A 26,341-nucleotide genomic window follows, 5' to 3' on the forward strand; every position below is an offset into this window, starting at 1 on the left:
TGGGCCCGGCCGCCCGGCCCGTGGCCTTCACCTGGCCGCCACGCCCATCGGTCTCATGGATGGGGCAGCTCGACAGGACCCCGGCCGGGCCGGTCGGAGCCGTCCGGGCGCGTCGGGCAACAACCTGCAAGGGGCCGATCCCCCAGCGGCCGATCGCCGCCTCCCGGCCGGGGCCGAAGGGCGGCGACCGGTCGGGCCGTGCGGTCAGCCGCGCTCGGAGATGGCCTCGATGAGGTCACCCACGGGACGCTCGGGCAGGGAGCGGGCCACATCGGCGACGGCCACGATGCCGACGAGTTCGTGCCCGTCGATCACCGGCAGCCGGCGCACCTGGTGCTGGCTCATGGTCCGCAGGATCTCGGCCGCGTCGTCGTCGGCACCGATGGTCACCGCCTCGCCCTGGGCCAGCTCACCGGCGGTGACGCTGCCCGGGTCGCGGCCCTCGGCGAGCACCTTCACCACGATGTCGCGGTCGGTCAGCATCCCCTTGAGCCGGTTGTCGTCCCCGCAGATCGGCAGCGACCCCACGCCCAACTGGGCCATCTGCCTGGCGGCAGTCCTGAGGTCGTCCTGCGCACGGATGCAGGTCACGTCGTCCGTCATGATCTCGCGTGCGGTCGGCATTGGCATGACACCTCACTTCCGGGGGTTGTTGCCGTTTCTCCTACCCCTGCCGCCCCGGCCCATGCACCGGGCCGGGTACGCGGGCCACTCGCCCGCGAGGCGTCGAGCCCCGCCCGCCCCCGGTCGGGCGTCAGTCCGCCGGCTGCCAGGTGGCGGCGGCGCGGCGCAGCCGGTCGTTGATCGCGCGGCCGACGCCGACCTCCGGAACCGGCTCGACCACGATCTCGCCGACCCCGGTGGCGTCCAGTTCGTGCAGCGCGTCGAACAGCCGCGCGGCGGCCTCGGTCAGGTCACCGGCGGCGGAGAGCACCTCGACCGCCGCCCAGTCGCCCGCCGCCGGCTCGCGGAAGGCCAGGAAGCCGCGCCGGACCCCGTCGGCCGCTGGCGGCTCCCCGCCCGACGCCAACCGCAACGGCGTACGCGGGGCGTAGTGCGCCGCCAGCGTGCCGGGCGCGACCGGCTGCCCCGAACTGCCTGGCCGTACGGTCACCGGGCCGATGGCCTCCTCCAGCGCCTCCAGCGGCAGCGCGCCGAGCCGCAGCACCACCGGCCGCTCGCCCCGGGCGTCCACGATGGTCGACTCGATCCCGCACCGCGTCGGCCCGCCGTCGAGCACCACGTCCACGGCCGCGCCCAGACCCCGCACCACGTGCTCGGCCCGGGTCGGGCTGAGCTGACCGAACCGGTTCGCGCTCGGCGCCGCCACCGGCACCCCGGCCTCGGCGATCAGCGCCCGCGCGTACGTGTTGTCCGGCACCCGGACCGCCATCGTCGCCAGCCCGGAGGTGACGATCGGCGGGATCGCCGCCGGCCGGTCCACGATCAGCGTGAGCGGCCCCGGCCAGAACTGCTCGGCCAGCGTCGCCACTGCCGGCGGCACCGCCCCGACCAGCTTCTCCAGCTCGGCCGCATCGGCGAGGTGCGTGATCAGCGGGTCGAAGCTGGGCCGCGCCTTGGCCTCGAAGATCCGGGCGGCCGCACGGGGGTCCAGCGCGTTCGCGCCGAGCCCGTAGACGGTCTCGGTGGGAAAGGCCACCAGCCCGCCGGTACGCAGGACGGAGGCGGCCTCGGCGATGCCGCTGTCGGCCGCGAGCACGCGCGGGGATCCGGTCACGCTCCGACGCTAACGTGCCGGGCCGGGCGGAGCGCAGGCGGCCACCGATGTCACCGCGCTGTCCCACGGCGGCACGTGCCGGTGAGGGGCTCCGGCTCGTGGGCCGCGCGTCGCAACTCCGCACGTCTGCTTATCACGGCCGTGGGGCCCGTGGGGGAAGACCCCCAATCAGCCGGTACGCAGGGGTCGACCGTGGTTACCTGACGGCGGGTCGCGCCCCACTTTCACGAAGTGTTCATGGAAATACCACATCGGGGTGATTTTGTTGACAATAAGGACATTGGCCCGCCTGGGAGCAGCGACCATCCTGGCCGCCGCGATCGGCCTCGGACCGGCCGCACCAGCCTGGGCCGACACCACCATCAACATCGATCCAGCGGACGTCGGCACGACAGCGGCCGCGTTCGGCACTCAGAGATGCGATCCGAACCTCGGCGGCGGCCCCTTCCAGGGCGAGGACGTCTGGGTCTTCGCCCTGCCGTCTCCCAAGCAGCAGGGCACCTTCACCTCACTGACCATCGAGTTCGCCACGGAGGGTGGCCCCGTCACGGAGACCATCACGACCACGCCCGCCGGCGACCGGGCGATCGTCGGCGACAAGGCGTGGATCAGGACGCCCGCCGGCCTGTCCTCGACCGGGGAGTTGGTGAATCCGTTCGCGCTCACCAACGCGACGGCGGTGATCACGGGCACCGACGGCACCTTCGACCTGGCGCAGACCTGCCCGGCGACCGGCGGGACAGCCCGTCCGAGCCTGCCCGTGACCGACACGGGGATCTCTGGCCCGGCGCTCGGCAGACTCGCCGCGATGGGCGGCAGCCTCATCGCTGCCGGGCTCGTACTGCTGCTGCTCATGCGGGTGCGTCGCCGCTACTAGACATGAGTTGAGCTTGGAACAGACCTGACCCGCGGACCGGAACCAGGGGCATGGCCCACGACGCGATGTCGTGGGCCATGCCGCCGACGCATCCGCCTTGGGGTACGCCACCGGGCACCTCGGCGGGGGAAGCCGTTCTCGCGATCAACGATCAGCCGGTCAAAACGCGAGCTTCTCGGCGGCTGTACCGAGCGATGGTCCGACATGCACCCGCTGCGCGGTGTCCGATCCCTCCGCGAGCTGTACCGTCTGTGTCACCTTGCCGGCCAGGTCGACAACCTTCAGGCTCGGCCGTTCGGTGAGGCCCCGATCGCCGTAGTCCTTCACGATCAGGTGCGTGCTGTCGTACCAGCCCACCACGGTTCCGGCGGTCGGTACGGAGAACTCCTGTCCGACGGTGCCGGTGGCAGCGTCCACGATCTGGATCCGGTCGCTCACGAACCGGTTGTCCAGCGCGATCCGGCTGCCATCGGGTGAGAACCCGCTGCCCTCGTTGAGCGAGCCGCCGGTGACGCGGAGGGTACGGGTCGGCTTGCCGGAGAGGTCATAGAAGCCGATACCAGTCACTCGGCCCGGCTCGCTCTCGCTGTCAGAAACCGAGTGGGTCAGGGCAACCTCCGTTCCGTCGGGTGTCCAAACGAAGGCCAGTCCGTTGGTGTTCTGCGTGCTGACGTCGGGCACCTCGACCTGGCGGGCGGCCAGCGTCGCGGCGTCGACGAGCAGGAAGCCAGCACCGGGGCCGTCTTTCGGCCGATTGGTGATCAGGATCTGCCGACCGTCCGGCGACCAGCTGGCACCCGAGGTGTAGCCGGCGCTGCCCGGCAACCACCGAACCTCCCCGCTCTCCCGGTTCAGCACCCCTCTCCTCGACGGATGCGCCAGGCTGTTGTCGCCCTCGTGCACCAGCACCTGGCTGCCGTCCGGGGATGGCACCACCTCGTTGAACGGGACCTTGTCGTACTCACCGGTGTCCGGGTCGAGCAACAGCGAATAGTCGTCCGCCGGCCCCGGATCTCCCGGGTTGTTGACCCCGCTGTACGCCGTCACGACGAACGGCTTGACGGCCGGTCCCGGGCCCATCCCGGCGGGCGACAGATCGTCGCCGGGGACGGTCAGGACGCCGATAGCCAGCGGCACAGCGGCCAGTGCCACGGCAAACGCGGCCACGCTGGCCACCACCAGGCGCGCGGTTCGCTGCCGGCCGGCCGTACGAATCGCGGCCTGAGCCAGGTCCGCCGGCGGGGGCGCGTCGGCGAGCTGGACGAACACTTCCCGAACGGCGTTCTCAAGCTGGGTGGTCACTGGTGAACCTCCTGCGCTAGACGATGGTCAAGTTCAGGGCAGAGTGAGCGGATCCGGTCGAGGGCGCGGGAAGCCTGGCTGCGTACCGTCGCCGGCTTGCAGCGCAGAATGTCGGCGATCTCCTCGTCGGGCAGGTCCTCGAGATATCGCAGCACGAGTACCGCCCGCTGCTTCGGCGCCAGGCGATCCAGGGACGCCCGCAACGCCAGGCTCAGGTCGACTCGGCCGGTGAGGTCCGTGTCGGCCAGGTCCGGAAGCTGATCGGTAGAGACTTCTCGGCCCCGCATCGGCCGACGCCACCAGCTCACCTGCTCCCGGTACAGCGCTCGACGCAGATACGCCTCGGGCTGACCATGGCGGACCTTCCCCCAGTGCCGGTACGCCTTGGCCAGCACCGTCTGCAACAGATCCTCGGCCTGCTGCCGATGACCGGTCAACGCCAGCGCGGTCCGGAACAGCGCATGCGACCGTGCTGCGACAAAGGCGGTGAAGTCCTGCCGCGTCTCAAGATCCATGAAAGCTCCCGCATCTCATGCTCTTAGAAACGCGAGATCAGCATGGCCTGCTGCCTCACCGCACCCGCAATCCTGGCCCGCTCCCTGACAGCACACGGTCGGCACACGCCAGAGACCCCACCGTCCGTGGACCTCTTGCGAACTGTCCCCGCTACGCGGACGGGGACGGGGTTTCCGGTGGGCGGCCGGCCGCGTGTAGAGCGTCCGCGACGGCGACACCGAGCAGCACGACGGCAGCGGCGCTGGCGGCGAGCAGTGGCGGGCCGAAGACCAGCGGCGGAGCCAGCAGAGCAAGAGCGGCGATGCCGACGACCCGGCGCAGGGCCAGCCGGTTGAAGACGATCCGTTCCAGCCGAATGCGGCCCAACAGGAAGACCGCCGGCCCACCGAGGATGATCGCCAGCCAGGCCAACTGGGACCGCCCACCAGGATGCGCCAGCACGATTTCCGAGCCAGTCGCGGCGGCGACGATGCCGAGCACCATAAGCACATGGGCAGCGCCAGCCGTCCGGCCGGCAACCTCCCGGTTCGTCGACATCGCGACGGCCTCGGCCAGCACCTGGCCGGCGCGGTAGAAGTAGATCCGCCAGATCAGCACGGACGAGACGAATGTGATCACCAGGGCCGCCGTCGTCGCGAGCGTGGCGGGGTGGTTGGCGTAGGTGACGCCTATTGACACCACCGTCTCGCCGAGTGCGATCAGCAGCAGTTGCTGGTAGCGCTCGGGGAGGTGTCGGGTGCTGGCCATCCCCCAGCCGCTGATGGCTGGTCGGCGCAGGCCGGGTATCGGCCAGCTGAACTGCGCCACGACCAGGTCCACCGTGATGGCGATCAACCACAGGGCCACCCGGTGGTTCCCGTGCATCACCGCCCCGGAGAGCCAGATTGGGCCGGAGACGCTCGCCCAGATGGCCAGGCGGGTGTAGAGCGCCCGTACCTCCTCGTGCTCCCGCAACAGCGGCCGGAGCAGCAAGGGGCGTCCAACATGCAGCAACACGTACACGACGGCGAACGAGGCCCCGCGTGCCTCGAACTCGTACGGCAGGGACGTCGCCATGATCAGCAGGCCGAACGCGCTGGCCAGGACCAGCAGCTGGATCCAGCGGTTGCGGCAGTCGAACCGGCTCGTGATGTACGCGGTGGTCGTCCACAACCAGAGCAGCGGCAGGGCAAGAACTATCGTGTACGGCAACGACAGCCACTGCTGGCGCACGTTGTTCGAGAGAAGGTCCGGCACCATCCGACTGACGACCCCGAGCAGGGCGAAGACCAGCACCAGGTCGAAGAACAGTTCCAGGAAGTTGGCCTGCCGAGCGTCCTCCTCGCCACGCAGGATGTTCCCGGACTGCGCCGGCTCCGATGCCTGCCCCATCCGGCCATGATCGCCGAAGGATTGTCTTGCGCGCCGATTTCGGCCGCTTCATCACCCGGTCGACCTCACGGCGCAGCCGCGGGCCCTCGAAGCCTGGCCGACCGAATGCCCACTAACCCGGATGACGGCCGACACCTACGGGCACGTCCTGCCGGCGCGGCCTCGCCATCGACCGAGTCCTGAGCGAGGAGGGGACGGCGTGACCGCGTTGGCTGCATTCGGGACCGAGATCAACCAAGGAAAGTGCTGGTGGAGCCCAGGGGACTCGAACCCCTAACCCCTGCCTTGCAAAGGCAGTGCTCTGCCAGTTGAGCTAGGGCCCCGGGGCGGACGTGCCGCCGGTGCTGGCAGTGGTCGGTGCGGTCAGCGCAGGTCGGGCGCGGTGGTCGCCTCGTGCCAGAGGGCGCGCTCGTCGTTGGAAGCCTTGATCTTCTTGGCGACCACGGCCGCCACCCCGACGATGCCGGCCAGGATCAGAAGCTTCTTGAACATTGGGGCCTACCCCTCGCGCTCGACTGCCGTCGGACGAATGTGCGGTGGGGCTAGCTGGAATCGAACCAGCGACCTCAGAGTTATCAGCTCTGCGCTCTAACCGACTGAGCTATAGCCCCGCGTAGCGACGAGCAACATTAACCCATCCGCCCGCCCGGCCCCAAATCGGGGGCCGCCCGGACATCGGGTGTCGCCGTCGCCCCTGAACCTACCGGAGGCGCCGCGCCCGGCCCAGGCGATTTCGCCCGGCCACGCGGCACGACGCGCCCGGCGCCTGCTCCCCGACGCACGGAAGCCGGGGCTCCGCGCATCGGCGGTGCCCCGGCTACCGAGGTGGATCAGTCGCGCTCGGCGAGGGTCAGCTCGATGCCCCCGACCAGGTCGGCGCAGACGTTGTAGACGAACGCCCCGAGCGTGGCGAGCGCCGTGAACAGCACGACGTTGACCAGGCCGATCAGCGCCGAGCTGAGGATCACGCCCTTGGCGGTGATCTGGAAGCCGCTGGTGCTCTGGCCGCCGCCCGCGCTGACCAGGTCGGTCAGGCTGTCGTTGACGCTGGTGAACACGCCCATCGCGTCGAGGGCCAGGTAGAGCACCGAGGTGGCCACCACCACGACGATGAAGAGCACCACCGAGACGGCGAAGGCGAACTTCATCACGGACCAGGGGTCGATCCGCTTGAGGTTCAGCCGGGCCCGGCGCGGTCCGCGCGACGCGGCCGAGCTGACCGACGTACGCGCTGCGCGTACCGCCTCGCCCACGCGCGCGGCCCCGACGGCGGCCGCGCCGCTGATGCCCGGCGGCAGGCCGCCGCCGTTGGCCGGTCGGCCGGCGCCGGTCGGCCGGCCACCGTCCGGCTGCGGCTTGGCCGTGCCGGTGACACGGGGCTGGGTGCCGGTGGCAGTGCCCGTGACCCTCGGCTGTGTGCCGGTGGCGCCGGTCGGCTGGCCGGCGCCGACTGTGAGCGGCTGGGTCGTCGTCGGGTTGGCGGCGGTCGGCTTGGCGGCGGGGGCCGGCTTGTCGACCCCCACCGTCTCGGTCCTGTCCGCCGCGTCCGCGTCCTCGGAGGGCTTGTCCGGCGGCGGTGTCATGCCGGGGGCCCGGGTGAATTTCGGGGCAGGCGCATCGGCGGGGACAGTCGCCCGGCCCACGGCCGCGCGGCCGGTCGCTGGTGTGCCGCTCTTGGCGGCCTCCTCGTCGACCGGGTTGGCCGAGGTCCCCGTGTTCCCCGACTTCGCCTGTGTCTCCGTCATTCAACTAGTCCTGTTCGTCAGGCTCGTCGGCATTGCGAGCAATCGCCACGATAGTCACGCCGTCCGGAAGGTCCATCAGCTTGACCCCCATTGTGTTCCGATCACGCGTACGGCGTACAGGCTTCACCGGAGTCCGAATGACACCACCGTTGCTGGTGATCGCGAACAGCTCGTCGTCCGGGTCGATCACCACCGCGCCGACCAGACCACCACGGCGCTCCGTGATCTTCGCAGTCAGCACGCCCTTACCTCCCCGGCCCTGGACCGGGTATTCCTCGATCGGGGTACGTTTCGCGTAACCCCCGTTCGTGGCCACCAGGACGTCCAGCCCCTCGCGGACCACCTCCATGGCCAGCAGGACGTCGTCCTCGCTGAAGCGCATGCCGATCACGCCCGAGGTGGCCCGACCCATCGGGCGGAGCGCCTCGTCGCTCGCGTTGAACCGGATCGCCTGCGCGTTCTTGGAGACCAGCAGCAGGTCCTCCTCCGGGGCGACCAGCGCCGCCCCGACCAGCTCGTCCTCGTCGCGCAGGTTGATCGCGATGATGCCGCCGGACCGGGGGGAGTCGAACTCCTCGAGCCTCGTCTTCTTCACCAGGCCGTTCTTCGTGGCGAGCACCAGGTAGGGAGCCACCTGGTAGTTCGGGATCTCGATGATCTGCGCGATCTGCTCGTCGGCCTGGAACGCGAGCAGGTTCGCCACGTGCTGGCCCTTGGCCACCCTACTGGCCTCGGGCAGCTCGTACGCCTTGGCCCGGTAGACCCGACCCTTGTTGGTGAAGAACAGGATCCAGTCGTGGGTCGAGCAGACGAAGAAGTGGCTGACGATGTCGTCCTGCCGCAGCGTCGCCCCGCTGACGCCCTTGCCGCCGCGCCGCTGGGAGCGGTAGAGGTCGACCTTGGTCCGCTTGGCGTAGCCGGTGCGGGTGATGGTGACGACCACGTCCTCGCGGGCGATGAGGTCCTCCATCGAGACCTCGCCCTCGAACGGCACGATCTTCGTCCGCCGGTCGTCGCCCCACTTGGCGACGATCTCGCCGAGCTCCTCGGAGACGATCTTCCGCTGCCGCTCGGGCTTGGCGAGGATGTCCTTGAGGTCGGCGATCTCCAGCTCCAGCTTGGCCAGGTCGTCCAGGATCCGCTGGCGTTCCAGCGCGGCGAGCCGGCGCAGCTGCATGTCCAGGATCGCGGTCGCCTGGATCTCGTCGATCTCCAGCAGCCGGATCAGGCCCTGTCGGGCGTCCTCCACCGTGGGCGAGCGCCGGATCAGGGCGATCACCTCGTCGAGGGCGTCCAGCGCCTTGGACAGGCCGCGCAGGATGTGCGCCCGCTCCTCGGCCTTACGCAGCCGGAACGCCGTCCGCCGGCGGATCACGTCGATCTGGTGGTCGACGTAGTAGCGGATGAACTGGGCGAGGTTGAGCGTGCGCGGCACACCGTCGACCAGCGCCAGCATGTTGGCGCCGAAGGTCTCCTGGAGCTGGGTGTGCTTGTAGAGGTTGTTCAGCACCACCTTGGCGACGGCGTCGCGCTTGAGCACGAGCACGATCCGCATGCCCGTACGCCCGGAGGACTCGTCGCGGATGTCGGCGATGCCGGCGAGCTTGCCCTCCTTGATCAGCTCGGCGATCCGCTCGGCGAGGTTGTCCGGGTTGACCTGGTAGGGCAGCTCGCTGACCACCAGGCAGGGGCGGCCCCGCTTGTCCTCCTCGACCTCCACCACAGCGCGCATCCGGATCGACCCGCGCCCGGTGCGGTAGGCGTCCTGGATCGCCTGGGTGCCGACGATCAGGCCGTGGGTGGGGAAGTCGGGGCCCTTGACGATGTCCAGCAGCGCGTCGAGGGTGGTGGCCTCGTCCTCGTCCGGGTGCTCCAGGCACCACTGCACCGCCGCGCCGATCTCACGCAGGTTGTGCGGCGGGATCTTGGTGGCCATGCCGACCGCGATGCCCTCGGAGCCGTTGACCAGCAGGTTGGGGATCCGCGACGGCAGGATGGTGGGCTCCTTGGCCCGGCCGTCGTAGTTGTCCTGCAGGTCGACGGTGTCCTCGTCGATGTCCCGCAGCATCTCCATCGCCAGCGGGTCGAGCTTGCACTCCGTGTACCGCATCGCGGCGGCCGGGTCGTTGCCGGGCGAGCCGAAGTTGCCGTTGCCGTCGACCAGCGGGTAGCGCAGCGACCAGGGCTGCGCCATCCGGACCAGGGCGTCGTAGATCGCCGAGTCGCCGTGCGGGTGGAACTGACCCATCACGTCGCCGACGACGCGGGAGCACTTCACGTAGCCGCGGTCCGGGCGGTAGCCGGAGTCGAACATGGCGTAGAGGATCTTGCGGTGGACCGGCTTGAGCCCGTCCCGGACGTCCGGCAACGCCCGCCCGACGATGACGCTCATCGCGTAGTCGAGGTAGGAGCGCTGCATCTCCACCTCGAGCCCGACCGGTTCGATGCGGTCGTGCGCGACGACGGCGCCGACCGTCTCGGGAACCTCGGGCTCGTTCGGTGTGGACTCGGGGATATCGGTCACTGTTAACCCTTATCAGACTCAGAGTCGTTTTCGTGCTGTGGATAACGGCTGTGGAAACCGGCCATGCTGTGGATAACTCTGTGGATCGCCGGGCCGCCCGGTGGATGACCGGTCGGCCCGGCGAGCCCCGTCAGATGTCCAGGAACCGGACGTCCTTGGCGTTGCGCTGGATGAACGAGCGGCGCGCCTCGACGTCCTCACCCATCAGCACGCTGAACAACTCGTCGGCGGTTGCCGCGTCGTCGAGCGTGACCTGACGCAGCGTACGCGTCGCCGGGTTCATCGTGGTCTCCCACAGCTCCGGGTAGTTCATCTCGCCGAGACCCTTGAACCGCTGGATGTCGTCCGGTTTCGCGTTCGGCTTCTTCTGCTGGCGCAGCGCGATCAGCCCGTCCCGCTCCCGGTCCGAGTACGCGTACTGCGCGTCGTCGCCCCGCTTGTTCCACTTGATCTTGTAGAGCGGCGGGGCGGCCAGGTAGACGTGCCCCAGCTCGACCAGCGGGCGCATGAAGCGGAAGAGCAGGGTGAGCAGCAGCGTCTGGATGTGCTGGCCGTCGACGTCCGCGTCGGCCATCAGCACGATCTTGTGGTAGCGCAGCTTCTCGATGTCGAAGTCGTCGTGGATGCCGGTGCCCAGCGCGGTGATCAGCGCCTGGACCTCGTTGTTCTTCAGCACCCGGTCGATCCGGGCCTTCTCCACGTTGAGGATCTTGCCGCGGATCGGCAGGATCGCCTGGGTGCGCGGGTCGCGGCCCTGCTTGGCCGAACCGCCGGCCGAGTCACCCTCAACGATGAAGACCTCGGACTCGCGCGGATCGGTCGACTGGCAGTCGGCCAGCTTGCCGGGCATCGAGCCGGACTCCAGCAGCGACTTGCGCCGGGCCAGCTTGCGCGCCTGCTGGGCGGCGATCCGGGCCCGGGCGGCCTGGGACGCCTTCTGGATGATGATCTTCGCCTCGGCCGGATTCCGGTCGAACCAGTCCACCAGCCACTCGTTGCAGACCCGCTGCACGAAGCTCTTCACCGGGGTGTTGCCGAGCTTGGTCTTGGTCTGACCCTCGAACTGCGGGTTGGTGAGCTTGACCGAGATGATCGCGGCCAGGCCCTCGCGGATGTCCTCGCCGGAAAGCTTCTCGTCGCCCTTGAGCAGCTTCTTCTCCGCGCCGTACCGGTTGACGACGCTGGTCAGCGCGGCCCGGAAGCCCTCCTCGTGGGTGCCGCCCTCGTGGGTGTTGATGTTGTTGGCGAAGGTGTAGACCGACTCGCCGTACGACTCGTTCCACTGCATGGCGATCTCGACCGACATGCCCTCCTCCTCGGCGCCGAACTCGACCACCGTCCGGTGGATCGGGTTCTTCGAGGCGTTGAGGTGCCGGACGAAGTCCGCGATGCCGCCCTCGTAGCGGAAGGTGACCTCGCGGATCTTGCCTTCCTCGCCCTCCGGAACCCGCTCGTCGAGCAGGTGGATGGTGAGGCCGCGGGTGAGGAAGGCCATCTCCTGGAGCCGCCGGTAGATGGTCTGGAAGTCGAAGTCGACCGTCTCGAACACGTCCGCGTCGGGCCAGAAGGCGACCGCGGAGCCCGTCCGGTCCGTCGTCTCGCCCTTCTCCAGCGGCGTCGGCTTGGAGTTGTGGTACTGCTGCCGCCAGACGAAGCCGGACTTGTGGATCTCCACCGCCATCTTCGTGGAGAGGGCGTTCACCACGGAGACGCCCACGCCGTGCAGACCGCCGGAGACCGCGTACGCCTTGCCGTCGAACTTGCCGCCCGCGTGCAGCACCGTCAGCGCCACCTCGACACCCGGCTTCTTCAGCTTCGGGTGCAGGTCCACCGGGAAGCCCCGGCCGTTGTCGGTGACCCGGACCCCGCCGTCGGCGAGCAGCACCACGTCGATGGTGTCGCAGTGCCCGGCCAGCGCCTCGTCCACCGCGTTGTCGACGACCTCCCACACCAGGTGGTGCAGACCACGCTCGCCGGTCGACCCGATGTACATACCGGGCCGCTTGCGGACCGCCTCCAGACCCTCGAGAACGGTGATCGACTCTGCGCCGTACTCCTGCTTGTCCTGCGCTGCCACCCTCGGCCACTTTCTCGCGCCGTCCGCGCCTGGTGGCGCGTCGGGCGCGGGTTCGGCGGACAGGACGCGACGTCGGCACGCGGACCGGCACCGGGGACAATTCCGGGGTACGGGTCGAACGCGCCGGTCGCCGCGGTTGCCCGCGGATCGCGATCGGCTCGAACCGGCATGGAGAATGATCGCGGGCCCCGCACCGGGCCCGTGTCTCGTCGCTCCGCACCGGGTCTTCGTCTCGGGGTCAATCTTACTGTGCGGCAGCGACAGAACCACCACTCGGCACCCCTGCGAGGCGTCTCAGACCGACGTAGCCGGCCGAACCGCGCCGCCCGCGACTCCCCCTACACGCCAGGGCCCGATCGGGGGCGCGACCGGCCGACGATCGGTGTCGGCCGGTGGCCAGGAGAGACCCGCCCCGCCGCGCCGACGGCCCGGCCTTGATCTTTTCCTGCCGGAACCGGACGATCGACCCGATCGAACCGACACACGCTCATTAAGAGGTGACACCAGATGGGGCTGGACAACGTCGCGGTGCAGTGGCCGCGGACCGGCCGCTTCTACGACCCGGTCGCGCCGGCGGAGTTCGTCGACTTCGGCGACATCGTCGACATGCCGCGCATCTCCGCGCCGACGGCGGCGCTCGCCGAGCTGATCGCCAAGACCGGCACCGTCCGGGCCACCGCGTACACCGAGCTGGTGGACCTGTTGCTCGGGCTCGAAGGTGTGCTCTACGCCACCGACGCCGCCGCCGAGGACGAGGACCCGGTGATCGACCCGGACGGCTGCGCCTGGATCGCCGGCGGCATCGAGCGGTTCGTGGCGGGCCACCGCCCGCACGGCGAGGCGGTGACCTTCGACTCGGTGAGCCAGGTGCTGCGGTCGCTGCTCGCCGACGGGCGGCTGGCCGAGCAGCAGTTGCGCTGGCTCGACAGCCGGCTGGACGCGCTGCGCGACGAGAGCGGCGCGCCGCCGCAGTGGAACTTCACCTGTGCCGAGCTGAGCGTGCTGGCCGCCTTCTACCGGCGCTGCGCCGACCGCGGCTTCGCCGTCTACGCCGACGCCTGACCCGGCGCCCCACCCGACCCACCCGACCCACGCGGGTCGGGCGGGGCCGCGGCGCCGGCGCGGTTGGCGGCGGTGATGACCCGGGTCAGCACGGTGTGCAGGTGACGCAGGTCCGCGATCGGCAGGCCCAGCCGCTCGACGATCGCGGGCGGGATCTGCTCCGCGCGCTCCCGCAGGGCCTCGCCGGTCGGGGTCAGCGTCACCGCGAGGCTGCGCTCGTCGGCGGGGTCGCGCTCCCGCCGGACGTAGCCATTCGCCTCCAGGCGCTTGAGCAGGGGCGACAGCGTGCCCGGGTCGAGCTGCAACAGGCGGCTGAGGTCGCGTACGGACAGTGGCGCGTACTGCCACAGGGCAAGCATCACCAGGTATTGCGGATGGGTCAGCCCCATCGGCTCCAGCAGCGGCCGGTAGACCGCGACCACGCCGCGCGCGGCGACGGAGAGCGCGAAGCACACCTGCTGCTCCAGTGCCAGGGGATTCCCGTCGAAATCGTCGGGCACGGGCTGGACCTCCTCGTCGTCGTTGGTATCGTACCAATGGTTGGGGTACTAATTATTTGCGCGCTAACGGAAGGGTCAGTCGATGAGCGACGAGAAGCCGGCTCCGAAGGGCTCTGGCGAGGGTGGCTGGCTGATGGCGTGGGCCTTCCGGCGCTGGGCCGGCCCGCCGGAGGTGCAGGGCGCCGTGCAGGGTGGCTCCAACGAGGCCCGCGAGGCCTGGAAGCAGGACCTGGAGCGCCGCAAGCAGTGGAGCCGCGAGCAGCGGGAGCGCAAGCGCGCCGAGCGGGAGGCCCGGCGCGGCGGTCACTGACCGTCAGCCGTGGCGGTCCCCCGACCGTCAGCCGTAGGTGTCCCGGGGGCCGCGTCCGCGTACCCGGCGGGGGCCCTTCGACCAGGAGGGCGCGGCGGGGCCGTGGATGTGCAGCTTGCGCACCACGTTGTGACCGACCTCGCGGGCGATCTGCTGGAGCAGTGAGCCGGCCAGCAGCCGAAGCTGGGTGGCCCAGGCGGTCGACCGGGCCTCCACGGTCAGCTCGCCGTCCTCCAGCTTGACCGGCCGGCTGTGCTGGGCCACCTCCGGGCCCACCACCCGCTCCCAGGCGCCGAACACGGTCGCCTCCGCCGCCGGCTGCTGCCAGCCGCGCGCCTTCACCAGCCGGTTGAGCACCGCGCCGAGGGGCTGCGGGTCCCGCGGGTCCGGCCCCGGGCCCGAGTAGCCGCGCAGGCGACGCTGCGGGCCGCCGTCGCCGTCGCCACCCGCGCCACCGCCGGGGGCACGCCGGCGCGTGCGCGCCGCCGCCTCCCGCCGGGCCCTGGCCGCGTCGAGCACCGCCCGGGCCAGCTCCGGCCCGCTGGCGCCGGCCGACGCGTCCCCGCCGCCCGCCGCGCCGCCGGGATCACCCGTCGTCCTGCCGGAGTCGCCGCCGGCCGGCCCGCCACGCCCCGGGCCCAGGCGGGCGGGGGGCAGCTGCTCATCCGACACGGCGCACCGTCCCGTCGCCGACGGCGTACCGGGTGCCGCGCAGGGACGCCGGCACGTCGTCGTCGACCGCGCAGGTCACCAACAGCTGGCTCGCCCCGCCGACCAGCCCGGCCAGCCGCTCCCGCCGCCCGGCGTCCAGCTCGGCGAAGACGTCGTCGAGCACCAGCACCGGCTCGATGCCGTCGGAGCGGAGCAGGTCGTACCCGGCCAGCCGCAGCGCCAGCGCGTACGACCACGACTCGCCATGGCTGGCGTACCCCTTGGCGGGCAACGGGCCAAGGGTCAGCGCCAGCTCGTCGCGGTGCGGGCCGACCAGCGTGGTGCCTCGGTCGACCTCGGCGGTGCGGGCCTCGGCGAGCGCGGCGGTCAGCGCCGCCGCCAGCGTCTCCCGGTCGGTGGTCGGCTCCGCCAGTTCCACGGAGGGCCGGTACGCGATCCCGGCCGCCCCCCGGCCCGCCGCCACCGCGTCGTACGCCTTGGCCACGTGCGGGGTGAGCGCGGCGACCAGCTCCAGCCGGCCGGCGAGCAGCTCCGCGCCGTGCCGGGCCAGATGGGTGTCCCAGACCGCCAGGGTCGACAGGTCCCCGCCCCGCGACCCGCCCGTCTTGCGGGCGAGGTACGCCGTGCGCAGCAGGGCGTTGCGCTGCTTGACCACCCGCTCGTAGTCGGCGCGCACCCCGGCGTAGCGGGGCTGGCGGCTGACCAGCAGGTCGTCGAGGTAGCGGCGGCGCTCCGCCGGGTCGCCCCGGACGAGCTCCAGGTCCTCCGGGGCGAACAGCACGAGCCGCAGCGCGCCGAGCACGTCCCGCGCCCGGCGGGCCGGGGAGCGGCCCAGCCGCGCCCGGTTGGCCTTGCCCGGCACGATCTCCAGCTCGACCAGCAGCTCGCGTCCCTCGTGCACCACGGCGCAGCGGATCACCGCCGAGGCGGCGCCCATCCGGACGAGGGGGGCGTCCGTGGCGACCCGGTGCGAATCCAGGGTCGCCACGTAGCCCAGCGCCTCGACGAGGTTCGTCTTGCCGACGCCGTTGGCGCCGATCAGGACGTTCGCCCCCGGCTCCAGGTCCACGCCGACCCGCTCGTACGAGCGGAAGTCGACCAGTTCGAGCCGGCGGACGTACACAGCCTGTGGATACCGGTCAGCGCTTGCGGACGGCGTGCCCGCCGAACTGCTGGCGCAGCGCGGCGACGGCCTTCATGGCCGGCGAGTCGTCCTGCCGGGAGGCGAACCGGGCGAAGAGCGAGGCGGTGATCACGTTCAGCGGCACGGCGAGCCGGACCGCCTCGTCGACCGTCCACCGGCCCTCGCCGGTGTCCTCCGTGTAGCCGCTCAGCTCGGCCAGCTCCGGGTCCTCGTCGAGGGCCCGGTCGAGCAGGTCGAGCAGCCAGGAGCGCACCACGGTGCCCTCGCGCCAGGACTTGAACACCCCCGGCACGTTGGTGACCAGCTCGGACTTCGCCAGCAGCTCGTAGCCCTCGGCGTAGGCGTGCATCAGGCCGTACTCGATGCCGTTGTGCACCATCTTGGCGTAGTGCCCGGCGCCGACCGGCCCGGCGTGCACGAAGCCGAACTCGCCCTCCGGCTTCAGCGACTCGAAGATCGGCATGAGCCGGTCGACGTGCTCCCGGGCGCCGCCGACCATCAGCGCATAGCCGTTCTGCCGGCCCCAGACGCCGCCGGAGACGCCGGCGTCGAGGTAACCGATGCCCTGCTCGTTGAGCCGCTCGGCGCGCGGCGCGTCGTCGCTGAACCGCGAGTTGCCGCCGTCGATGATGATGTCGCCCTCGCCGAGGACGCCGGCGAGCTCGTCGATGGTCGCGTCGGTGACACCGGCGGGGACCATGACCCAGACCGCGCGCGGCGACTCCAGCTTCTCCGCCAGCTCCGCCAGGGTCGCGACGTCGCTCAGCTCCGCGTTGTGGTCGAAGCCGACCACCTCGTGCCCGGCGGCGCGCAACCGCTCGCGCATGTTGCCGCCCATCCGGCCGAGCCCTACCAGGCCGAGCTGCATGTGTTCCTACCTCCGTGCGTCGGGGTCTTCTCGGGCGCGATCAGCGGGAGACGCGGATCGGCATGATGAGGTAGCGGTACCCCGGGACGACCTCGCCATCCTCGCCGGCGGGCGAAATCACCGCGGGCTTGAAGGCGTCGACGAACGAGAGCACGGCGAACTGGGCCCCCAGGTTGGCGAGGCCGTCGATCAGGTACTGCGGGTTGAAACCGATGGTGAGCGGGTCGCCGGTGAAGGTGGCCTCCATGGCCTCGCTGGCCCGCGCCTCCTCGGTGCCGCCGGCCTCGACCACCAGGCCGTCGGCGCTGAAGCTGAGCAGCACTGGGGTCGTCCGCTCGGCCACCAGGGCGACCCGCTTGACGACCTCGATCAGGGTGCTGACGGGCACCCGGGCCTCGGCGTTGTGGGCGGCCGGGAAGAGCGAGCGCACCGGCGGGTAGTTCGCGCCGTCGAGCAACCGGCTGGTGGTGCGCCGGGTGCCGCCGGCGAAGCCGATCATCCCCTCGCCGGCCGCGCCCTGGGAGAGCGCCATGGTGACCTGGCCGCCGAGCGGGCCGAGGGCCTTGGCGGTGTCGTGCAGCGTCCGGGCCGGCACGAGGGCGTTGATGCTGACCTCGGGGTCGTCCGGGTTCCACTCCATCTCGCGCAGGGCCAGCCGGTAGCGGTCGGTGGCGAGCATGGCCAGCGTGCCGCCGGAGAGTTCGATGCGTACGCCGGTCATCATCGGCAGCGTCTCGTCGCGGCCGGCGGCGACGGCGACCTGGGCGACGGCGGCGGCGAAGGCGGCCGCGTCGACGGTGCCGGCGCTCTCCGGCATCTCCGGCAGGGACGGGTAGTCCTCGACCGGCATGGTGGGCAGGGTGAACCGGGCGCTGCCGCAGACCAGTTCGAGGTGTGCCCCGACGGCGGCGATGTCCACCGGCTTGGCCGGCAGCGCCTTGGTGATCTCGGCAAGCAGCCGGCCGGAAACCAGGGCGGCCCCGTCGGCGTCCCCCTGGACCTCGACGGTCACCTGGCTGGAGACCTCGTAGTCGAAGCCGGAGACCTGCAGGTTCCCGTCGGTGACGCGCAGCATCACGCCCGCGAGCACCGGCACGGACGGCCGGTTGGGCAGGCTCTTCGCGGTCCAGGCCACGGCCTCGGCGAGCGCGTCGCGCTCCACTCGGAACTTCATCAATGCCTCCGCGTCGACGTCAGCGACAACTCTCTCATGCCGACCGCTGCCTACCGACCCGCCTGTCCGTGCGGGTACCCATCGCACCTTAGGGCGCGCGGGCATCGGCTGTGCGCCCGACCCCGTGGACTTCCCGGTGCCGGAGGCCCGCCCACGGCGGGTCCGGCCAATCCACAGGAAGTCCAACGGTGGTGATTGGTTTTTGTTGTCTTAGAAGAGATAACCCGTCATCTTCATCGCACCTGTGCAAACTGTGGAGAACCGCCGTCTGCGCAGGTCAGACACGTTATCCACCGGTGGGTTGGCTGTGGAGAACCAGGGGTACAACCCGTGTCGCGATCCACAGGCGGCGACTGCCCCCAGGTTTTCCACCGTTGTCCACCGGTTGTCCACCGGTAATCCACGGACTTTCTCCCCAGTCCTGTGGACAGACGGAACCGGCTCGACGGGCGTCATCCCCAGAACCTTCAACAGCTTGCCCACAGGCGGACCGTCGTCGGTGGACAACGACGACGTTGTCCCCAGGCGTCCACAGCGTCGTCCCCAGGGTTTCTCCACAACCTGTGGGTAACCGAGGATTGTGCGGACGGTAGTTATCCACAGGCGGTGGACAACGAGCTGTGGACAACGATCCGGGCGGTGGACGGACACGGCTTCGATGGTGTGGTCTCCACCATGTCGAGGGTCAAGCCCGGGCCGGCTGTGGAGAGACGGAAACGCCCGGCCGGTGGTCCGGCCGGGCGTTTCCGTCACTTCTCGCCCACCGCGCGTGACGGTTGGGCGTACGCGTCAGGTGTTCTGCTTGATCCGGTTCGTCAGCTCGGCGATCTGGTTGTAGAGCGAGCGGCGCTCGGCCATCTGCTGGCGGATCTTGCGGTCGGCGTGCATGACGGTGGTGTGGTCCCGTCCGCCGAACGCCTGCCCGATCCGGGGCAGCGACAGGTCGGTCAGTTCCCGGCACAGGTACATGGCCACCTGGCGGGCGTTCACCAGCACCCGGGAGCGGGAGTGCCCGCGCAGGTCCTCCAGGCTGACGCCGAAGTACTCGGAGGTGGAGACCATGATCTGGTCGGCGGTGATCTCCGGCCCGGCGCCGTCGGGGATGAAGTCCCGCAGCACCTCCTCGGCCAGCGACAGCTCGACCGTGGACCGGGTCAGGCTGGCGAACGCCGTCACCCGGATCAGCGCGCCCTCCAGCTCCCGGATCGAGTTCGACACCCGCGAGGCGATGAACTCCAGCACGTCCGGCGGGGCGTAGAGGCGCTCCTGCGCCGCCTTCTTCTGCAGGATCGCGATCCGGGTCTCCAGGTCCGGCGGCTGGATGTCGGCGAGCAGCCCCCACTCGAACCGGGTACGCAGCCGGTCCTCCAGGGTGGCGAGCTGCTTCGGCGACCGGTCGGAGGTGATCACGATCTGCTTGTTGGCGTTGTGCAGGGTGTTGAAGGTGTGGAAGAACTCCTCCTGGGTGCGCTCGCGGGTCTCCAGGAACTGGATGTCGTCGATCAGCAGGATGTCGACGTCGCGGTAGCGCCGCTGGAACGCGCTGGTCTTGTCGTCCCGGAGCGAGTTGATGAAGTCGTTGGTGAACTCCTCGGTCGAGACGTACCGGACCGAGCGGGCGTTGCCCAGCGTCGTGGCGTAGTGCCCGATGGCGTGCAGCAGGTGCGTCTTGCCCAGCCCCGAGCTGCCGTAGATGAACAGCGGGTTGTACGCCTTCGCCGGCGACTCCGCCACCGCGACGCTCGCCGCGTGGGCGAAGCGGTTGGACGAGCCGATGACGAACGTCTCGAACATGTACTTCGGGTTGAGCCGGTTGCCGCCGCCCTCGACCCCGCCGGGCAGCCGCCGGTCGTCCCGGCCGCCGGGACGGTGATCCACGCCACCCCGACCCGGCCCGCTGTCGGTGCCGGTGTCCCGGGGCAGCGCCCGGATCACGTGCTGGTCCCGGGGGGAGACGGCGTCCTCGCGGTAACGCGGCTCGAACCCCCGGGTGTCCGCGGTCGGCGGGTCCAGCCGGGCGGCCTGCTCGTCGAAGCCGCGTCGGTCGGGCGCGCGCCGGGCCGGTGCCGTCCGGTCGGGCCGCGGCGGCTCGGCGAACGCCGTGCTGAACAGGGCCTCCTGGCCGTCCCGGTCGTCCAAGCCGGGCCGGAGCCCGTCGTCGACCGGCCGGGCGGCCGGGACCGGGCCGTCCGGCCGCCGCTCCGGGTGCGCCTGCTCGGGGATGAGCGGCGGTTGCTGCCCGGGGTCGAGGGCCGCGCCGTCCAGCAGGCCCACCGCCGCGCCGTCGAACGCCACCGGCCCGTCGCCGAAGTCGCGCGGCCCACCGCCGTCGTGGTCCAGCGGCTCGGGGGCGCTGCGGTAGACGGTGCCCGCCGGGCGGCCGGAGCTGTCGTCGGGCACGCGTACGGTCACCGCGACCTGGATCGGCCGGCCCAGCCGGCGGGTGAGCGCCTCGGTGATCGCCGGGCGCAGCCGGGACTCGATCACGTCCCGGGTGAAGGCGTCCGGGACGGAGAGCAGCGCGGTGTCCTCGACGATGGCCCGCAGCCGGGTCAGCCGCAGATACGCCCGCTGCTGCGCGGAGATGATCTCATCGGCGAGCTCGTCGGTCGTCGCCGTCCACACCGCGGCAAGGTCGGTCGTGCCGGTCACCGTCGTGCCACCCCCTCGCCTCTGCTCCGCCGACGCCGCCGTCTTCTCCGGTCGGTCGCCCCGGGCCCGCCGCGTTCACGGGCGGAACGACACCCACCCGGACGGCCGACCGGTCCTCGTCCACAAGTTATCCACAGCCTGTGTACGTACCGATTGTGGCCGCCCGCCGGATGCGGGTCGGACCTGCCCCCTGCCTGAACGGGCGCTTGAAGCGGGTTCACCGTGCCGAACGATTCACTGCCTTGTCCGGTCTTGCCCGCCAGCGACGACCGGACCTTTCGACGCTGACCGCAATCGGGCACGGTAACAGCGTTGTCCGCGCGCCATCAACCGCCGACGCGCGGCGACCCTTGGCAACATCAGCGAAAACCGCCGCTTCGGTCGTGGGCGGAGCGCCGGTGTCCGCCCTGGTGAGCGTGTTTGACGGTGGTTGCCCGCCTGCGTAGGCTGGATCGGCTGCTCTCTCGCCCTCTGCTAGGGTGATGGGTGCTTGCTGTCCGCGGTCGCTTCCCCGCATCGCCGAGGTCCCGCATCGCCGGGCAGCACCGATCGGGGGCCACCGCCGAGGTGGCCTGGACCACCACACGACCCCGGCGACCCCTCGCCCGGGCGTACGAAAACGGAGAGCCTGACGTGAGCAAGCGCACCTACCAGCCGAACACCCGCCGGCGCGCGAAGACCCACGGCTTCCGGCTGCGCATGCGCACCCGTGCCGGCCGCGCCATCATCTCGACCCGTCGCTCCAAGGGCCGCGCCCGCCTGTCGGCCTGAGGCCGACCGGGTCAGGTCCGGGGGACGTGGGCAGTCGTGCTGGCGGCCGCACAGCGACTGCGGCGCAGCACTGACTTCGCCGCAGCGGTCCGGGGTGGCCGCCGCGCCGGCCGTGGCGCGATCGTCGTCCACCTGAGCCTGCCGGCGACCCCTGACGCCGCGACAGCAACCTCGCCGGAGCCGGCGCGGAGCAGCGGTGCGGAGCAACCCTCCGCGCCGGCCCGCGCCGGCTTCGTCGTGTCCAAGGCAGTGGGCAACGCGGTCGTCCGCAACCGGGTCCGCCGTCGCCTGCGGCACCTGGTCCGCGAGCGGCTGACGGAACTGCCCCCTGGGAGCACCCTGGTCGTCCGCGCGCTGCCGGCCGCAGCCGAGGCGGCGTACCCGAGACTGGGCGCCGACCTGGACGCGGCGATCGCCGCCGCGCGGGCGCCCCGCGGACGGCGGTCGCGGTGACCGCCGGGCCGGCCGCGCCACGGCCTGCGACGATCGGTGCCCGGGTGCTGAGCGGGCCGATCGTCGCGTACCGTCGGTGGATAAGTCCGGCTCTGCCGGCCCGCTGTCGGTTCTACCCGTCGTGCAGCGCCTACGCCCTGGAGGCGGTGGCCCGGCACGGCGCTGTCCGGGGAGCTGGCCTGACGGTCCGGCGGCTGTTGCGCTGCCACCCCTTCCACCCAGGTGGACACGACCCGGTGCCGGAGCCGGGCGGACGCCGCCGTGCCGATGTGACTGGAGCCTGAGAATTGAGTCTCGACTGGATCTACTACGCGATTTCGTGGATCCTGCTGGCCTGGCATGGGGCCTGGGAGGCCATCGGGGTGCCGGACACGGCGGCGCTCGGCACGAACTGGGCCTGGATCCTCGCCATCGTCTTCCTGGTGGTCACCGTTCGGGTGATCCTCTTCCCGGTCTTCGTCAAGCAGATCAAGTCGCAGCGGGCGATGCAGGCGCTCCAGCCGCAGGTGAAGGCGCTGCAGGAGAAGCACAAGGGTGACCGGGAGACGCTCCAGAAGGAGATGATGGAGCTCTACCGGAAGGAAAAGGCCAACCCGCTCATGGGCTGCCTTCCGATGGTCCTCCAGATCCCGGTCTTCCTCGGCCTGTTCCACGTGCTCCGCCGACTCGATCCGGGGAAGAGTGAGAGCGGCAAGACCCTCTACGGCTGGACGGTCGGCCAGTTCGAGAGCGCCTCGGCCGCGAAGCTCTTCACCGCACCGATCGCCGGCAAGTTCGGCTCGACGGCCGACGAGCTGGCGGCGCTGAACGCCAACGGCACCACCGTCAAGGTCATCGCCGGCATCCTGGTCTTGTTGATGATGGGCACGACCTACCTCACCAGCCGCCAGATGATCCTCAAGACCGGCTGGGCCGAGGATCCGCAGCAGCGGATGATCCAGAAGCTGATGCTCTACGGCATCCCGGCGTCGCTGCTCGTCTCCGGTGCCATCTTCCCCATCGGCGTGATCATCTACTGGGTCACCAACAACCTCTCCACCCTGGCGCAGCAGCAGTGGGTGCTGCGCAAGTTCCCGCCGCCGCCGAGCGCCACCACCGGCAAGCCGGGCACCTCGACCCGCAACCCGGTGCAGCCGGCCAAGACCGGCCTGCTGGGCCGCGCCAAGCCGGCCCCCCAGGCCCCGGCCAAGCCGGCCGCGCCGAAGGTCGCCGGCCCCAAGCCGGGCGCCAAGCCGGCCAACCCCAAGAAGGGCCGCCCCGCCAAGCGGCAGGGCTGAGGACCTCCGGGCCGCCGTCGGGAGACCGGCGGCGGCCCGTTCCGCACCGTGCAGCCGCCGTACGGCCGGCGCCGGGCGGAACCCGCCGCGCGCGGCGCGGTCACGGGCGACACTGCCCGTACGACAGACGTGCCCGTGGGCACCGGCGACCTCCCGTCGGCCCCGGGAAACCAGCGGACCCGACGGTCCGGCCGAGCGAGTACGGAGATGAGACCGTGACCGAGACCAGCACCCCCCGCGCCGACCAGTCCCTGGACGAGGAGGGAACCGAGCCGACCGCGGTGAACGGCGAGACCGAGGAGGCCGACGAGGAGCCGGCCACCAAGGAGAAGAAGCCCGCCGGCGAGAGCGAACTGTTCCGGCAGAGCGAGATCGCGGCCGACTACGTCGAGGGCCTGCTCGACATCCTCGACTACGACGGCGACATCGACGAGCTGGTCTCCGGCGGCCGTCCGGTCGTCGAGGTGGTCGGCGGTCGGCTGCAGAACCTGGTCGGCCAGCGCGGTGCCACCCTGGAGGCGCTCCAGGAGCTCGCCCGGCTTGCCGTCTTCCGGCAGACCGGCACGCCGAGCCGACTGCTGCTCGACGTCGGCGGCTACCGGGCGAACCGCCGCAAGGAGCTAGCCGCAGTCGCCAAGAACGCCGTCGAGAAGGTCAAGGAGCACGGCGAGCCCGTGCGCCTGGAGCCGATGTCCGCATTCGAGCGCAAGTGCGTGCACGACGTGGTCAACGCGATGAGCGGCGTGGAGAGCGAGTCCGAGGGTGTCGAGCCGAACCGGCGCATCATCGTCCGGCCGGCGGACTGACCGGGTGGCTCACGACGACACCGCGGCCGGTGCCGCGGCCGGCCCGGGTGGCACGCCGCCCGGGCCGTCGCCTGTCCGGGCCGACTCGCCCGTGCCTTCCGACGCCGCCGCGTCGGCGGCCGATGGCGGTGCCCCGTCGCCGGCCGACGGCCGTGCCCCGTCGCCGGCCGACGCGGTGCTGCCGCCCGAGCTGGCCGGTGCGGCACGCACCCTTTTCGGCGACCGGATCGACCTGGCCGCCGCGTACGCCGAGCTGCTGGTCACCGACGGCGTGGTCCGCGGCCTGATCGGGCCGCGCGAGGCCCCCCGGATCTGGGACCGGCACCTACTCAACTGCGCGGCGGTGGCCGAGCGGATCCCGGAGGGCTCGGCGGTGCTCGATGTCGGCTCCGGGGCGGGACTGCCCGGTCTGGTGCTCGCGATCGCGCGGCCGGACCTGACGGTGACCCTGATCGAGCCCCTCGCCCGGCGCACCTCCTTCCTCATCGAGGCGGTGCAGCAACTCGGCTTGGCGAAGACGGTCCGGGTGTTCCGGGGCCGGGCCGACGAGGCGGCGACCGGGTCGACCGGGGTGGGCCCGCTGAGCGGGGACGTGGTCACCGCGCGCGCCGTCGCCCCGCTGGACCGGCTGTCGACGTGGTGCCTGCCGCTTGCCGTTCCCGGCGGTCGGCTCATCGCTCTCAAGGGCGCGTCGGCGGCCGACGAGATCGCCGAGCACGCGGAGACGGTGGCGCGGCTGGGCGGCGGGGAGCCCGAGATGCACCGCTGCGGCGAAGGAATCATCGACCCGCCGACGACCGTGGTGGAGATCGTGCGGGAGCGGGTGGTGAGGCCGGTCCGGCCCAAGGCGCCGAAGAGGTCGCGCGGCGGGCGGTCCCGTCGACGCTGACTCCACGTGGGAGGCGACGCCCGAGCGGGTGCCCCACCGGCGTCCCGGGCGGCGGTTGCTTCGTTGAACCGGTACGGGTGGACGGAAGGGATGAGAACCCGACGTGGACCGGCTGCGCCCGTGAGCCGTAGGCTGGCCGCGCGTCGATAGTGTGGAGCGGGCGGCAACGGACGTTCACCGGATCCCGACCGCTCCCGCCGGCCGCACGCTCCGCGGTGCGAGCACCACGTGCGGCCGGTTGACGGGGTGCGGACCGACCATCCGAAGCGGGCAGGGATGACAGGTGCATGACGACGGCAGGTACGACGATCCACGCGTGACCGGATCAGCGGGCGATCCGGTTTCACGTGAAACCGACTACCCGAGCTGGTCGCCCGACGGGCCGTTCCACGGTTCGTCGACCCGACCGCCGGACTGCGATCCGATCGTCCAACGGGACACCGCCGACCCGGCCGGGCCGGAGCTGCCGGCCGCCCGCCCGGCCTCCGACGGGCTGCCGCGCCCGGGCAACTCCGCCGGCGGTCGGGTGATCCCCATCCGCCGCAACCCCTCGGCCTCGGCGCGGTTCGAGGCGGCCGTGCCACAGCAGCCGACCCCGGATGCGGTGCCGGACGCCGCCCCCGAACCCGTACCCGTCACGGACACGCCCGCGTCCCCGGCCGCCGCCTACGGGCCCGCCGCGACCGAGGCCGCGTACGTTTCACGTGAAACCCCGACGCGCGAAGAGGATGACCCACCGTTGGCTATGGAGGCGATGCGCGCCGTGCAGATCCTGAATCCTAGTGGCGAGGTGACGATGCCTCGGCCGGAGCGGACCCGGGTCATGTGCGTCGCGAACCAGAAGGGCGGCGTGGGGAAGACCACGACCACGGTCAACCTGGCGGTGGCGCTCGCCCTGCACGGTAACCGGGTGCTGGTGGTCGACCTGGACCCGCAGGGCAACGCCTCCACCGGGCTCAACGTCCCGCACCACACCGGGGTGCCGGACGTCTACGACTGCCTCATCAACAGCGTGCCGCTGGAGGAGGTCGCCCAGGGGGTCGAGGGCATCCCCAACCTCTGGTGCGTACCGGCCACGATCGACCTGGCCGGCGCGGAGATCGAGCTGGTGTCGGTGGTCGCCCGCGAGTCCCGGCTGGCCCGGGCCATCGCGGCCTACCCGGGCCACTTCGACTACGTCTTCATCGACTGCCCGCCGTCGCTCGGCCTGCTCACGGTCAACGCGCTCGTCGCCGCGCAGGAGGTACTCATCCCGATCCAGTGCGAGTACTACGCGCTGGAGGGGCTGAACCAGCTGATCAACAACATCAACCTGGTTCGGCAGCACCTCAATCCGAAGCTCGAGGTCTCCACGATCCTGCTCACCATGTACGACCGGCGTACGCGGCTGGCCGACGCGGTCGAGCAGGACGTCCGGAACCACTTCGGCGACAAGGTGCTCCAGGCGGTCATCCCGCGCAACGTCCGCGTCTCCGAGGCACCGAGCTACGGCCAGTCCGTGATGACCTACGATCCGGGATCGCGGGGGGCGACGAGCTACTTCGAGGCCGCCCAGGAGATCGCCGAGCGTGGCGTCAGGGAGTCGGTGAGCCGGAATGCGTAGTGCGGAACAG

General features: G+C 71.3%; 25 protein-coding genes and 2 tRNA genes. 10 read left to right on the forward strand and 17 right to left on the reverse strand.

The features are described from left to right. Nucleotides 1-204 precede the first annotated feature (204 nt). Nucleotides 205-624, reverse strand: coding sequence for a CBS domain-containing protein (locus ACZ6Q9_RS15340; RefSeq protein WP_396829204.1), 420 nt, complete (start codon nt 622-624; stop codon nt 205-207). A gap of 130 nt (nt 625-754) precedes the next feature. Further along, nucleotides 755-1,738 carry an L-threonylcarbamoyladenylate synthase gene (locus ACZ6Q9_RS15345; RefSeq protein ID WP_393457606.1) on the reverse strand — a complete coding sequence of 328 codons (984 nt, stop codon included), beginning with the start codon at nt 1,736-1,738 and terminating at the stop codon, nt 755-757. Nucleotides 1,739-2,018: 280 nt separating this feature from the next. Here ACZ6Q9_RS15345 and ACZ6Q9_RS15350 point away from each other — a divergent pair, with 280 nt between their 5' ends. Further along, nucleotides 2,019-2,615, forward strand: a complete 597-nt coding sequence (locus ACZ6Q9_RS15350) for a hypothetical protein (RefSeq protein ID WP_396829205.1) — start codon at nt 2,019-2,021, stop codon at nt 2,613-2,615. Between the two features lie 159 nt (nt 2,616-2,774). On the opposite strand, the gene ACZ6Q9_RS15355 is transcribed toward ACZ6Q9_RS15350, so the two are convergent. From ACZ6Q9_RS15355 to gyrB, 9 genes are all read right to left on the reverse strand, one after another. Further along, entirely contained in the window at nt 2,775-3,917 is a 1,143-nt protein-coding gene (locus tag ACZ6Q9_RS15355; protein ID WP_396829206.1) for a hypothetical protein, read from the reverse strand. Beyond that, entirely contained in the window at nt 3,914-4,432 is a 519-nt protein-coding gene (locus tag ACZ6Q9_RS15360; RefSeq protein WP_396829207.1) for a SigE family RNA polymerase sigma factor, read from the reverse strand. The genes ACZ6Q9_RS15355 and ACZ6Q9_RS15360 overlap by 4 nt, the downstream gene beginning before the upstream one ends. A gap of 151 nt (nt 4,433-4,583) precedes the next feature. After that, a complete protein-coding gene (locus tag ACZ6Q9_RS15365; RefSeq protein WP_396829208.1) occupies nt 4,584-5,804 on the reverse strand; it encodes a low temperature requirement protein A in 1,221 nt (406 codons plus the stop codon). 247 nt (nt 5,805-6,051) lie between these two features. Next, a tRNA-Ala gene (locus tag ACZ6Q9_RS15370) sits at nt 6,052-6,127 on the reverse strand. 40 nt (nt 6,128-6,167) lie between these two features. Then, the gene (locus ACZ6Q9_RS15375) at nt 6,168-6,296 is read right to left on the reverse strand and encodes a DLW-39 family protein (RefSeq protein ID WP_396829209.1); all 129 of its coding nucleotides are present in this window, start codon (nt 6,294-6,296) and stop codon (nt 6,168-6,170) included. 45 nt (nt 6,297-6,341) lie between these two features. Beyond that, a tRNA-Ile gene (locus ACZ6Q9_RS15380) sits at nt 6,342-6,415 on the reverse strand. A 219-nt stretch (nt 6,416-6,634) separates the two neighbouring features. Beyond that, nucleotides 6,635-7,549 (reverse strand): DUF3566 domain-containing protein, encoded by a 915-nt coding sequence (locus ACZ6Q9_RS15385; protein WP_393259559.1) that lies wholly within the window; start codon nt 7,547-7,549, stop codon nt 6,635-6,637. Nucleotides 7,550-7,553: 4 nt separating this feature from the next. After that, nucleotides 7,554-10,073: a DNA gyrase subunit A gene (gene gyrA, locus ACZ6Q9_RS15390; RefSeq protein ID WP_393259557.1), complete on the reverse strand. Its 2,520-nt coding sequence runs from the start codon at nt 10,071-10,073 to the stop codon at nt 7,554-7,556. A gap of 130 nt (nt 10,074-10,203) precedes the next feature. Beyond that, nucleotides 10,204-12,150: a DNA topoisomerase (ATP-hydrolyzing) subunit B gene (gene gyrB / locus ACZ6Q9_RS15395; RefSeq protein ID WP_357450208.1), complete on the reverse strand. Its 1,947-nt coding sequence runs from the start codon at nt 12,148-12,150 to the stop codon at nt 10,204-10,206. Between the two features lie 507 nt (nt 12,151-12,657). Here gyrB and ACZ6Q9_RS15400 point away from each other — a divergent pair. Further along, on the forward strand, nt 12,658-13,212 hold the full coding sequence (locus ACZ6Q9_RS15400) for a hypothetical protein (RefSeq protein ID WP_350677718.1): 555 nt from the start codon (nt 12,658-12,660) through the stop codon (nt 13,210-13,212). Here the strand turns inward: ACZ6Q9_RS15400 and ACZ6Q9_RS15405 are convergent. After that, the gene (locus ACZ6Q9_RS15405; RefSeq protein WP_393457624.1) at nt 13,197-13,712 is read right to left on the reverse strand and encodes a MarR family winged helix-turn-helix transcriptional regulator; all 516 of its coding nucleotides are present in this window, start codon (nt 13,710-13,712) and stop codon (nt 13,197-13,199) included. The genes ACZ6Q9_RS15400 and ACZ6Q9_RS15405 overlap by 16 nt on opposite strands. Nucleotides 13,713-13,794: 82 nt before the next feature. Here ACZ6Q9_RS15405 and ACZ6Q9_RS15410 point away from each other — a divergent pair, with 82 nt between their 5' ends. Continuing rightward, complete coding sequence (locus ACZ6Q9_RS15410) at nt 13,795-14,022, forward strand: hypothetical protein (protein ID WP_357703840.1); 228 nt, start codon at nt 13,795-13,797, stop codon at nt 14,020-14,022. A 27-nt stretch (nt 14,023-14,049) separates the two neighbouring features. Here the strand turns inward: ACZ6Q9_RS15410 and ACZ6Q9_RS15415 are convergent, their stop codons facing one another. The 5 genes from ACZ6Q9_RS15415 to dnaA form a co-directional block, all read right to left on the reverse strand. Further along, nucleotides 14,050-14,694, reverse strand: a complete 645-nt coding sequence (locus ACZ6Q9_RS15415) for a DciA family protein (protein WP_393259550.1) — start codon at nt 14,692-14,694, stop codon at nt 14,050-14,052. Beyond that, nucleotides 14,684-15,817, reverse strand: a complete 1,134-nt coding sequence (gene recF, locus ACZ6Q9_RS15420) for a DNA replication/repair protein RecF (RefSeq protein ID WP_393457628.1) — start codon at nt 15,815-15,817, stop codon at nt 14,684-14,686. Before recF ends, ACZ6Q9_RS15415 begins: the two co-directional genes overlap by 11 nt. Nucleotides 15,818-15,833: 16 nt before the next feature. Next, nucleotides 15,834-16,706, reverse strand: coding sequence for a phosphogluconate dehydrogenase (NAD(+)-dependent, decarboxylating) (gene gnd / locus ACZ6Q9_RS15425; protein WP_393259547.1), 873 nt, complete (start codon nt 16,704-16,706; stop codon nt 15,834-15,836). Between the two features lie 40 nt (nt 16,707-16,746). Next, complete coding sequence (dnaN, locus tag ACZ6Q9_RS15430; RefSeq protein WP_393457631.1) at nt 16,747-17,880, reverse strand: DNA polymerase III subunit beta; 1,134 nt, start codon at nt 17,878-17,880, stop codon at nt 16,747-16,749. Between the two features lie 789 nt (nt 17,881-18,669). Beyond that, a complete protein-coding gene (gene dnaA, locus ACZ6Q9_RS15435) occupies nt 18,670-20,532 on the reverse strand; it encodes a chromosomal replication initiator protein DnaA (protein WP_393259544.1) in 1,863 nt (620 codons plus the stop codon). A 633-nt stretch (nt 20,533-21,165) separates the two neighbouring features. Here dnaA and rpmH point away from each other — a divergent pair. From rpmH to ACZ6Q9_RS15470, 7 genes are all read left to right on the forward strand, one after another. Then, the gene (gene rpmH / locus ACZ6Q9_RS15440) at nt 21,166-21,303 is read left to right on the forward strand and encodes a 50S ribosomal protein L34 (RefSeq protein WP_091100492.1); all 138 of its coding nucleotides are present in this window, start codon (nt 21,166-21,168) and stop codon (nt 21,301-21,303) included. A gap of 36 nt (nt 21,304-21,339) precedes the next feature. Next, nucleotides 21,340-21,756, forward strand: coding sequence for a ribonuclease P protein component (gene rnpA, locus ACZ6Q9_RS15445; RefSeq protein WP_393259542.1), 417 nt, complete (start codon nt 21,340-21,342; stop codon nt 21,754-21,756). Nucleotides 21,757-21,800: 44 nt separating this feature from the next. Continuing rightward, nucleotides 21,801-22,040 (forward strand): membrane protein insertion efficiency factor YidD, encoded by a 240-nt coding sequence (gene yidD / locus ACZ6Q9_RS15450; RefSeq protein ID WP_393259541.1) that lies wholly within the window; start codon nt 21,801-21,803, stop codon nt 22,038-22,040. A gap of 3 nt (nt 22,041-22,043) precedes the next feature. After that, nucleotides 22,044-23,033, forward strand: a complete 990-nt coding sequence (gene yidC, locus ACZ6Q9_RS15455; RefSeq protein ID WP_393457634.1) for a membrane protein insertase YidC — start codon at nt 22,044-22,046, stop codon at nt 23,031-23,033. 215 nt (nt 23,034-23,248) lie between these two features. Beyond that, complete coding sequence (locus tag ACZ6Q9_RS15460) at nt 23,249-23,839, forward strand: Jag family protein (protein ID WP_393457637.1); 591 nt, start codon at nt 23,249-23,251, stop codon at nt 23,837-23,839. A 4-nt stretch (nt 23,840-23,843) separates the two neighbouring features. Continuing rightward, nucleotides 23,844-24,728, forward strand: a complete 885-nt coding sequence (gene rsmG, locus ACZ6Q9_RS15465) for a 16S rRNA (guanine(527)-N(7))-methyltransferase RsmG (RefSeq protein ID WP_396829210.1) — start codon at nt 23,844-23,846, stop codon at nt 24,726-24,728. Between the two features lie 283 nt (nt 24,729-25,011). Next, a complete protein-coding gene (locus ACZ6Q9_RS15470) occupies nt 25,012-26,331 on the forward strand; it encodes a ParA family protein (protein ID WP_393457640.1) in 1,320 nt (439 codons plus the stop codon). The last annotated feature ends 10 nt before the right edge of the window (nt 26,332-26,341 follow it).

This window comes from Micromonospora sp. NPDC049139 (assembly GCF_055586845.1).

Coding starts and splice junctions, on each gene's coding strand:
- ACZ6Q9_RS15385 (WP_393259559.1), bottom strand. CDS start 7,549: ATGACGGAGACACAGGCGAAGTCGGGGAACACGGGGACCTCGGCCAAC.
- ACZ6Q9_RS15375 (WP_396829209.1), bottom strand. CDS start 6,296: ATGTTCAAGAAGCTTCTGATCCTGGCCGGCATCGTCGGGGTGGCGGCC.
- ACZ6Q9_RS15400 (WP_350677718.1), top strand. CDS start 12,658: ATGGGGCTGGACAACGTCGCGGTGCAGTGGCCGCGGACCGGCCGCTTC.
- ACZ6Q9_RS15360 (WP_396829207.1), bottom strand. CDS start 4,432: ATGGATCTTGAGACGCGGCAGGACTTCACCGCCTTTGTCGCAGCACGG.
- ACZ6Q9_RS15365 (WP_396829208.1), bottom strand. CDS start 5,804: ATGGGGCAGGCATCGGAGCCGGCGCAGTCCGGGAACATCCTGCGTGGC.
- gnd (WP_393259547.1), bottom strand. CDS start 16,706: ATGCAGCTCGGCCTGGTAGGGCTCGGCCGGATGGGCGGCAACATGCGC.
- ACZ6Q9_RS15340 (WP_396829204.1), bottom strand. CDS start 624: ATGCCGACCGCACGCGAGATCATGACGGACGACGTGACCTGCATCCGT.
- dnaN (WP_393457631.1), bottom strand. CDS start 17,880: ATGAAGTTCCGAGTGGAGCGCGACGCGCTCGCCGAGGCCGTGGCCTGG.
- ACZ6Q9_RS15410 (WP_357703840.1), top strand. CDS start 13,795: ATGAGCGACGAGAAGCCGGCTCCGAAGGGCTCTGGCGAGGGTGGCTGG.